Below are 8,222 nucleotides of genomic sequence, written 5' to 3'. Positions count from 1 at the left end.
ACCATCGACACGCGCCGGATCGAAGTGTTCATCGACCCGTTCCAGGCCACGGCAAACACCGACGAGACCGTGAACTTCTCCGTCCGCGTGGAGAACGCCGAGAACGAAGAGGTGGAGTGGTATCCCGGCGAAGGCGGGTCGCTGCCACAGGACTTCCGGCCCGACGGAAGCACCCTGGCCGTCACGACGCCGTCGGAGGAATGGGATCCGCCGATCCTCGTGAAGGCCCGCAGCCTGGCCGACACCGGCCTGCGCGAGGGAAAGGTGAACTCCGACCCTCGCGAGGACGAAGCACCCATCGCCTACGAAGACGGGGGCGTGACCGTCTCGCCGGCCTTCGTCTGCCTCACGCCCGACGAACCGCAGACCTTTGCCGCAGTCGTGACGGGACTGGAGAACCAGGAGGTGAGGTGGAGCTGGGAAGGCGTCGGCTCGATGAGCGGCGCGACCTATACCGCGCCGTCGACCGCCGGTGGTGAGGCCGTGATCATCGCCACCAGCGTCGAGAACACCGACCTGAAGGGATACGCCCAGGTCGTCGTCGCCGGATGCCGGTGTGCCTTCGGTGCGACCGTGAGTGGGGACGTTTCGAACGCCTGGTCGGGTGACTTCGCCGTGTGGTCTTCGGGCCAGGGCGGCGGAACCAGCCTCCAGTTCACCCCCGGCGGAACCAGTTCCGTCCCGATCCTCACGGGATCGCTCGGCACGGACATCTCGGGAGGCGTCACGGGCTCCTTCGACATGATGAACGTGCAGTACTTCGACGGGACGGCGGAAGGTTCGTTCATCGCGCCGGTCGAAGGCGAACAGCCTCCACGACTCGTGATCGTCGAGAACGACGGGGTGACGATCGAGGGGACGCTCTCGGGTGTGCTCGGCGCGGGGACGCTGGCGGAACCGCGGCTGGTGACTCTGAACGTGAACTTCAAGGCGACGGAGATCATGTCGAACGGGGGGAGTCCGTGCAGCGAGCAGTAGGCCGCGCCCGGGCAGCAACCGCGGCTCCTGCTCGCAGCCAGGGCATCCCTTACGCTCCGGCTCCGCCGTACAACAAGCCGAACGAGGATCCATGACCGCACTCCGAATCCTTCCACTGCTCCTGCTCCTGACCGCCCTTCCGGGCCACGCCGACGAACGTACCGCCCTCCCCGCCGACGACGTCACGGCTCGCGAACGAGCCTGGGCCGCCGCGCTCGAGGCCCCCGAGGGAACTGATCTCGAGGCGGTCGACGAGATCATGCACCCCGACTTCCGTCTCCTTCGCACCTATGGAGAGGCGGCACCGATCTCCAAGGAGGCGTATCTGGGCATGACCGGTATGGACGTACACTCGGCAGAGATCACTTCGTCCGACGTCCGCGTGACGGGGCACGTCGCCGTGGCCCACGTGACGATGACGATGGACTGGTCTCAGGAAGGCCGCGGTGCGTTGCCTTCGCACTTCGAACTCGTCGACGTCTGGGTGCAGGACGACACGGGCACATGGAAGGTGATCAGCCGAACGAGCCAGCTCGCGGACTGAAGGGAGCGTCTCGTTCGTCTCGGACAGGTTTCTTCGCACGTTCACGCGGTCGACGGGAGCGAAGGGATCACCTCCGTGAGCTGAGTCGCTCGGGAGACCAGCCGTGTGGTCGGGGCGGCCGGATTCGAACCGGCGACCCCCTGCACCCAAAGCAGGTGCGCTAGCCTGGCTGCGCCACGCCCCGACCGGTGGGACGGCACATGGTAGCGCAAACCGCCGGCGCCGACAGTCCGATTCCCGGCCGGCCGCGCGTACCGCGCGGCATGACGACCGGACGGCTCGCCGCCCACCGCCCCACCACCGCGACGACCGACCGCCGGATCGGGAATCCCCCCGCCCGGACTTGCCCACGGACCCCCGCGGGCCCCGGCACCCGGCGTGCCTACCGTCCTCCATCGGAACCCGGAACACCCGCCCACCGCGGAGGACCCACCATGAAACCCCTGCTCGCCGCCGCTCTCGCCCTGCTGCTCGCCACCGCCTGCGGCACGCCCGAGGACCAGCCCGGCTGGACCCAGTCGCGCGATCGGCTCGAGGATCGCATCGAGGGCCAGCTCGACACGATCGAGGACGAACTCGACGAGGTCGGTGCCCTGGCCGCGGCCGAGGACTCGGCCTACGTGGAGACGCGGCGCATCGAACTGAACGAGATCCAGGACCGGCTGAAGGCCTACCAGCAGCAGATCGACGAGCAGCAGCAGGACACCTGGAACGCCTTCGCGCGCGAGGTGGACGAGTACCTCGACGAGGTCGACGATCGCATCGCGCAGGAGTGGCCGGCGACGCCATGAGGCGCCGGGCTGTTCACGACCGGGACCGACGACAGGAACTCGAATCGCCGAACGGGCGACGACGCGCCGCCTACTCCGGCACCGCCTCCAGGTACCCCCGCAGCAACTCCACCATCGCCTGCGACGCACGCGCACGATGGCTGATCCGGTTCTTCTCCTCGAGCGGTACCTCGGCCAGAGTGCGGCCGAGTTCGGGGACGAGGAACAACGGGTCGTAGCCGAAGCCGTCGTCACCGCGCGGGGCCTCGAGGATGCGTCCTTCGAGCACGCCGTCGACGGTGCGTTCGAACGTGCCTTCCTCGCCGCGCGGATCGACCAGCGCCATCACGGTGCGGAAGCTCGCGGTGCGCTCGGCCTCGGGCACGCCCTGCAGCTCGGCGACGAGCTTGTCGCAGTTGTCGGCGTAGTTGGCGTCGGGGCCCGCGTAGCGGGCGGCGTACACACCGGGGCGCCCGTCGAGGGCGTCGACCTCGAGGCCGGTGTCGTCGGCGATGCACAGCTCGCCGCTGAATTCCGCGAGTGCTCGCGCCTTCAACAGGGCGTTCTCTTCGAGCGTCGTTCCGGTCTCGTCGACGTCGGGGACGTCGTCGCCCAGGTGGTCGGCGGCGACGACCTTCGACACGGGCAGCTCGGCGAACAGCCACTGGAGCTCGCGGGCCTTGTCGGGATTGCGGGTGGCCAGGACGATCACGCGGCTCATCGACCGTCGTCCATCTGTTGGGCGGCCAGCTCGCAGGCCTGCTTCTGCACGTCGGCCAGGATCTTCACGCCGCCCTTGGCCAGGCCGAGCATGGCGTTGAGCTCGGCGTCGTCGAAGGTCACGCCCTCGGCGGTGCCCTGAAGTTCGACGAAGCGGCCGGCGGCGGTCATCACCACGTTCATGTCGACGTCGGCGGCCGAGTCCTCCTCGTACTCCAGGTCGATGCGGGCCTCGCCCTCGAGGATGCCCACGCTCACGGCGCTGACGTGCTGATGCATGGGGTGACGCGGCAGCTTGAACCGACGGCGCATGCGCTCGAGCGCGATCCACAGGGCCACGCTGCCACCGGTGATGCTGGCCGTGCGGGTGCCGCCGTCGGCCTCGAGCACGTCGCAGTCGACGGTCAGGGTGAACTCGCCGACCTCGGCCATCTCGCACACGGCGCGCAGGCTGCGTCCGATGAGGCGCTGGATCTCGCTGGTGCGGCCGCTGACCTTGCCGCGGGCGGCCTCGCGATCGGTGCGTTCGTTGGTCGCGCGCGGCAGCATGCCGTACTCGGCGGTCACCCAGCCCAGGCCGCTGTCGCGGCGCCAGCGCGGAACGCCGGGGGCGAGGCTGCACGCGCACAGCACGCGCGTGTGGCCGACCTCGATCAGGGCGCTGCCCTCGGGGTGGCGCTGGTAGTGCGGCGTGATCTTCACGGCGCGCATGGCGTTGGACTTGCGGTCGTGCGGTCGGCTCATCGCTCGGGGTCCTGCGGGTTCGGGGTCGGGGGCGTCTCGAGGTCGATGTGTTCGACGTTGCCCACGGTGTGGGCCAGGAAACGTTCGCTCAGCTCGCCGAAGCGCTGCGGGACGTCGGTGACGAGCATCTCGAGGGTCGGTTCGTTGTCGTCGGGAGCGTGGGCTCCGGTCGTCGCGAGGTGCTCGGCCATCGACTCGGCCAGCACCACGGCCGAATCGACGAGCGTGGTCCCGGGACCCATGACCTCGCCGATCGCCGGCTTCAACAGCGGGTAGTGCGTGCAGCCTAGAATGAGCGTGTCCACGCCGGATTCGCGCAGACCGTGCAGGTACTCCTCGGCCACCGAACGGGTGATGGGATGGTCGGTCCACCCTTCCTCGGCCAGCGGCACGAACAACGGACACGGCTGGCCGATCACCTCGATCCCCGGACGCGCCGCCCGCAGCAGTTGACCGTAACGGTCGCTGCCGACGGTGGCCAGGGTTCCGATCACACCGACGCGGCCGCGGGTCACGGCCAGGGCGGCCTCGACGCCGGGCTCGATCACTCCCATCACGGGCAGGTGCGTGCGCCGGGTGAGGTCCTCGATCGCGACCGCGCTGGCCGTGTTGCACGCGATCACCACGGCCTTCACGCCGCGGTGGATCAGGTGGTCCAGCGCCTGCGCGGCGAAGTGGATCACCGTGGCCGCGCCCTTGGTGCCGTAGGGAACGCGCGCGGTGTCGCCCAGGTACACGGTGCTCTCGTGGGGCAGACGCTCGCGCAGCGCGCGCAACACCGTGAGCCCGCCGATCCCGCTGTCGAACACACCGATCGGTCGCGGATCGCTCACAGCCAGTTCTCCGGGCGCAGCGGCCGGGTCAGGTCGATGTGCCCGCCGAGGGTCTCGACCTCGAGTCCGTCGACGAGGATCTGCACCGATTCGATCTCGGGGAAGTCGATCGCGACGGTGCGCAGGATCGATCCGAGAAGGGCGAGTTCGGTCGCACTCCCGGGATTCAGGTTCGACACGAGCGCAGTGTTGAAGTCCAGGTAGAGGATGCGCTGCGAGCTGTCGAGGAAGGCGCGGCGCAGCTTCGTGCCCCGCGGAAAGGCATTCACGGCGGCCTGGCTGCGCGGACCGCGCAACAGCTCGGCCATGACCAGTTCGACCTCTTCGTCACGATGGCGTCGCGTGGGCACTGACCGCGACTCGCGCAGGAAACCCTGGGCGTCGGCGGTGCTGAAGAACAGGGTGATCGAGCGCGTGCCCATCTCCTCGGCCACGTCGATCTCCTCGACGGGCTCCTCGATCTCGGTCGGCTCGAGCGTGAGCACGTAGTAGGCACCGCCTCCGATCAGGGCGAGAACGACGACGGTCAGCAGCACCCACTTCATCGCGACCGCTCCCGGAGAGCGTCCATGCGCGCGCGGAACTCGACGATGGCGTCGGCCAGGGCCTCGGCCGCGTCACGCTGCCAGCGTTCGTCGCGCAGTCGGGACGCGTCGTCGTCGTTGGTGAGGAAACCGAGCTCCACGAGGATCGCCGGCATGAAGGCACCGACCAGCACACGGAAGCCGGCCTGCTTCACCCCGCGGTTGGGCAGCCCCAGGTCCTCGGCCAGGCGGGTCTGCACCTCCTCGGCGAGCGTGGCGCTCTCCTGGATGTACAGGTTCTGCACGAGGTCCCACAGGATGAAGTCGAGATCCTCGGCCGCGGCGGTGCTCGTGTTCTCGGTCCGCGCGACCTGCGCGTCCCACTCGGACTTGGCCGGGGCCAGGAAGTAGGTCTCGACCCCGCGCGCCCTCGGATCGGCCCACGCGTTGCAGTGCAGGCTGATGAACAGGTCGGCGCCCTCGCGATTGGCCATCTCGGTGCGCTCGACCAGGCCGAGGAACGAATCGTCGGTGCGCGTGAGCACCACCTCGATGTCCTCTCGCCGCTCGAGGATGCGCTCGAGCTGCAGCGCCACGGCCAGGGTGATGTCCTTCTCCACCAGACCGCCGACACCCACGGCGCCGACCTCCGTCCCGCCGTGGCCCGGATCGATCACCACGCGGCGCACGTTCACCTCGCGCCCGCGCGATTCGGGGGGCAGGGTCTGCACGATGTGCGGCCCGCGCGGAACGGGATCGGGAATCAGGGTGACCGGCGCCTGTTCGATGCGCAGGAGGATGGTGGTCCCTTCGTCCTCGGCCAGCGACTGGTAGCGCGTGGCGAGCTCCGACAGCGAGACCTCGACCAGCGCGAAGCCTTTCTCCTGCCGCGAGGTGACGTCGTTCACCAGACCCTGCGGCTGGCCGAGCGCGATGTCGCGCGGATCGAGGGCGCCGCCGTAGATCTTGATGACCAGGTCGTGGAGACGGCTGTCGTCGACGCGGAAGGCGAGCGGTTCGGAAAGTCTCAGGCGGAGTTCGGTGGTGTCCTCGCCGCGCCGGATGTCGAGGCCGGTGACGTTCACGCGGCGTTGGCCGAGGGTGATGCGCCGTTGCTCGGGATCGACTTCGACCGTCCGTGCGGTGAGCTCGGGAAGGACGTCGGTCAGGAACTCGAGCGGGATCCAGGCCTGGCCCTCGTGGAAGGCGACCGGCGTGCGCAGCAGGATCGCCCGCTGGGCGCCGACCACCGACCGCGCGCCCACGGTGAAGGTGAGCCGCTGGTCGTCGACCCGCAGCACGAGCTTGCGCACGTCGGGCCGCCAGAACCGTCCGACCTGGAGGATCTCGGCGAGATCGCTGCCGGCGACGAAGACTTCCTCGCGTCCGCCCAGCAGCTGCTTCAATTCGATGCGCGTGTCGACGCGCCCGTCGGCGTGCAGGGCGCGCCAGGTCGCGGTCGGAGGACTGTCGAGCTGGGTGATTCCCGCAGGCGGCGGGGCGAGCGACGCCGCGTTCTGCGCGCCGGCTGGTGCTGGCGCCAGAGCTGTGGTCAAGATCAGGACCGCGATGAACGTCCGGGCGGCTCGCATCAGTCGTCGGCGCCGTGACGGCGCACGCCTCCTCGCAGGGCTCGCTGCACGCGGCGCTGGGCATCGGCGTCGGCCTTCGCCGCGCGTTTGTCGTAGGACTTCTTGCCACGGGCGACGGCCAGTTCGCACTTGACGATTCCCCGCTCGAAGTACAGTGCCAGGGGCACCAGCGTCAGCCCCTTTTCCTGGGTCTTGCCGATCAGCTTGCGGATCTCCCGCCGGTGCAGGAGCAGTTTCCGCGCCCGCCGCGGCTCGTGGTTGAAGCGGTTGGCCTGCTCGTACGGACTGATGTGCAGGTTGAGCAGGTAGACCTCGCCGTCGCGGATGTCGCCGTACGCGTCGTTCAGGTTCACCCGGCCCGCCCGCAGACTCTTGACCTCGCTGCCCATGAGCACCATGCCGCACTCGAGGCGTTCGAGGATCTCGTAGTCGTGCCGGGCCTTGCGGTTCCGCGCGATCAGGCGCTCGTTCCGGTTCTCGCCGCCACCCTGGCCCTTCTTGCCGCCCTTGGAACCCTTCGTCTTCGCCATGGAGATCCGGCTCGCCTTCGATCGGAGTCCGCCGACGCGGCCGCCGGTCGGGACCGGCCAAGCTACCACGCGCCCTGCGACGCGGCAACTGCCTGCCCCGCGGTCCCTTGACACCACCCCGCCCCGTCACTACCGTTGGCGCTCGCGCTTCGCGCACCCGTGCCCGGGTGGCGGAATTGGCAGACGCGCTACGTTCAGGTCGTAGTGAGGGCAACCTCGTGCGAGTTCGAGTCTCGCCCCGGGCACCAAGACTCCGACTTCTCCGACAGAACTGACCCTCGTGGCCCGCTCCTTCGGTGAGCGGGTTTTTTTTCGTGCGGAGATGCTGCGAGCACATGCGGGGTCGTCGGCGGGCGTCGACTTCTGCCGTCGACCTCCGCGCGCCTTGTCGATCACGCACGGACTTCCTCGGACGCGATCCGCCCTGTTTCCGGCGCCGGTGACTCCGTGGCCCGGCTCCGGCGCGCGCCGAAGGTGTGCTCCGCCCGCCGCCGATTGTGCGCGCCGCAGAGCACGCGCAGGTTGTCGGCTTCGTTGTCCCCGCCCAGGGCGAAGGGCCGGACGTGGTCGATCTGAAGGTCATGGGTGGCGCTGCAGCGCGTACCGTCGGCCGCGACGTAGGTGCAGCGGTGGCCGTCGCGGTCGAAGACCTGGTAGCGCGTGGTGCGGGGAATGTGGCGGGTCGAGGTCTTCGGCTTCGACGGATTCGCGGGTGCCGGCTTCGCCGTGTCCGCTGCCTTCTTCCTCCGCGGCTTCGGACCGTCGTGGTCCAGGTAGAAGTGGACCAGTGCGTTCAACGCCTCCTCCATCGACATCGCCTGCGGCTTCGTCCGCGACAGCCTCGCGCGCGCCCGCTCGAAGGCGGCGTGGTCCTCGGCGGTCAGCGTGAACGACAGGGCCATGCGGGGTTCGATGGCGGGTTCGGCATCGGGCGCTGGCGTCGAGATCCCCGCTTTCGGAGCGGAAGTGCCTGGGCCTGCACCACCG

Annotated in this window: 10 protein-coding genes and 2 tRNA genes; 4 read left to right on the top strand and 8 right to left on the bottom strand. The window is 69.3% G+C overall.

Features of this window, described 5'->3' with window-relative positions:
* On the top strand, positions 1–978 hold a 978-nt coding region (locus VKA86_02665), incomplete at its 5' end, for a hypothetical protein (GenBank protein HKK70090.1).
* Between the two features lie 91 nt (positions 979–1,069).
* Positions 1,070–1,522, top strand: coding sequence for a nuclear transport factor 2 family protein (locus tag VKA86_02660; protein ID HKK70089.1), 453 nt, complete (start codon positions 1,070–1,072; stop codon positions 1,520–1,522).
* 106 nt (positions 1,523–1,628) lie between these two features.
* Here VKA86_02660 and VKA86_02655 read toward each other — a convergent pair.
* Positions 1,629–1,706: transfer RNA gene (locus VKA86_02655), tRNA-Pro, on the bottom strand.
* 250 nt (positions 1,707–1,956) lie between these two features.
* Here VKA86_02655 and VKA86_02650 point away from each other — a divergent pair.
* Positions 1,957–2,313, top strand: a complete 357-nt coding sequence (locus VKA86_02650; GenBank protein HKK70088.1) for a hypothetical protein — start codon at positions 1,957–1,959, stop codon at positions 2,311–2,313.
* A gap of 70 nt (positions 2,314–2,383) precedes the next feature.
* Here VKA86_02650 and rdgB read toward each other — a convergent pair whose 3' ends face one another.
* The 6 genes from rdgB to smpB are packed head-to-tail and all read right to left on the bottom strand — an operon-like array spanning position 2,384 to position 7,235.
* Positions 2,384–3,013, bottom strand: a complete 630-nt coding sequence (gene rdgB, locus VKA86_02645; protein ID HKK70087.1) for an RdgB/HAM1 family non-canonical purine NTP pyrophosphatase — start codon at positions 3,011–3,013, stop codon at positions 2,384–2,386.
* Positions 3,010–3,756, bottom strand: coding sequence for a ribonuclease PH (rph, locus tag VKA86_02640; protein ID HKK70086.1), 747 nt, complete (start codon positions 3,754–3,756; stop codon positions 3,010–3,012). Before rph ends, rdgB begins: the two co-directional genes overlap by 4 nt.
* The gene (murI, locus tag VKA86_02635; protein HKK70085.1) at positions 3,753–4,589 is read right to left on the bottom strand and encodes a glutamate racemase; all 837 of its coding nucleotides are present in this window, start codon (positions 4,587–4,589) and stop codon (positions 3,753–3,755) included. Before murI ends, rph begins: the two co-directional genes overlap by 4 nt.
* Complete coding sequence (locus VKA86_02630; GenBank protein ID HKK70084.1) at positions 4,586–5,134, bottom strand: GerMN domain-containing protein; 549 nt, start codon at positions 5,132–5,134, stop codon at positions 4,586–4,588. Before VKA86_02630 ends, murI begins: the two co-directional genes overlap by 4 nt.
* Positions 5,131–6,669, bottom strand: coding sequence for an N-acetylmuramoyl-L-alanine amidase (locus VKA86_02625; GenBank protein HKK70083.1), 1,539 nt, complete (start codon positions 6,667–6,669; stop codon positions 5,131–5,133). The genes VKA86_02630 and VKA86_02625 overlap by 4 nt, the downstream gene beginning before the upstream one ends.
* Before the next feature lie 35 nt (positions 6,670–6,704).
* Positions 6,705–7,235 (bottom strand): SsrA-binding protein SmpB, encoded by a 531-nt coding sequence (gene smpB / locus VKA86_02620; GenBank protein HKK70082.1) that lies wholly within the window; start codon positions 7,233–7,235, stop codon positions 6,705–6,707.
* A gap of 161 nt (positions 7,236–7,396) precedes the next feature.
* Between smpB and VKA86_02615 the strand changes: the two genes are divergently transcribed.
* Positions 7,397–7,483 (top strand) — tRNA-Leu (locus tag VKA86_02615).
* Between the two features lie 144 nt (positions 7,484–7,627).
* Here VKA86_02615 and VKA86_02610 read toward each other — a convergent pair.
* Positions 7,628–8,137, bottom strand: coding sequence for an HNH endonuclease signature motif containing protein (locus tag VKA86_02610; protein ID HKK70081.1), 510 nt, complete (start codon positions 8,135–8,137; stop codon positions 7,628–7,630).
* Positions 8,138–8,222 lie beyond the last annotated feature (85 nt).

The organism is Candidatus Krumholzibacteriia bacterium (assembly GCA_035268685.1).
In the GTDB taxonomy this organism is placed as follows: Bacteria; Krumholzibacteriota; Krumholzibacteriia; order JAJRXK01; family JAJRXK01; genus JAJRXK01.
The sequence above is the reverse complement of the archived record's forward strand: the minus strand, read 5'-3'. Positions and strand labels throughout refer to the sequence as shown.

Excerpts from the sequence above, each read along its gene's own strand:
- rdgB (HKK70087.1), bottom strand. The coding sequence starts at position 3,013 with ATGAGCCGCGTGATCGTCCTGGCCACCCGCAATCCCGACAAGGCCCGC.
- VKA86_02650 (HKK70088.1), top strand. The coding sequence starts at position 1,957 with ATGAAACCCCTGCTCGCCGCCGCTCTCGCCCTGCTGCTCGCCACCGCC.
- VKA86_02660 (HKK70089.1), top strand. The coding sequence starts at position 1,070 with ATGACCGCACTCCGAATCCTTCCACTGCTCCTGCTCCTGACCGCCCTT.
- VKA86_02630 (HKK70084.1), bottom strand. The coding sequence starts at position 5,134 with ATGAAGTGGGTGCTGCTGACCGTCGTCGTTCTCGCCCTGATCGGAGGC.
- rph (HKK70086.1), bottom strand. The coding sequence starts at position 3,756 with ATGAGCCGACCGCACGACCGCAAGTCCAACGCCATGCGCGCCGTGAAG.
- smpB (HKK70082.1), bottom strand. The coding sequence starts at position 7,235 with ATGGCGAAGACGAAGGGTTCCAAGGGCGGCAAGAAGGGCCAGGGTGGC.
- VKA86_02610 (HKK70081.1), bottom strand. The coding sequence starts at position 8,137 with ATGGCCCTGTCGTTCACGCTGACCGCCGAGGACCACGCCGCCTTCGAG.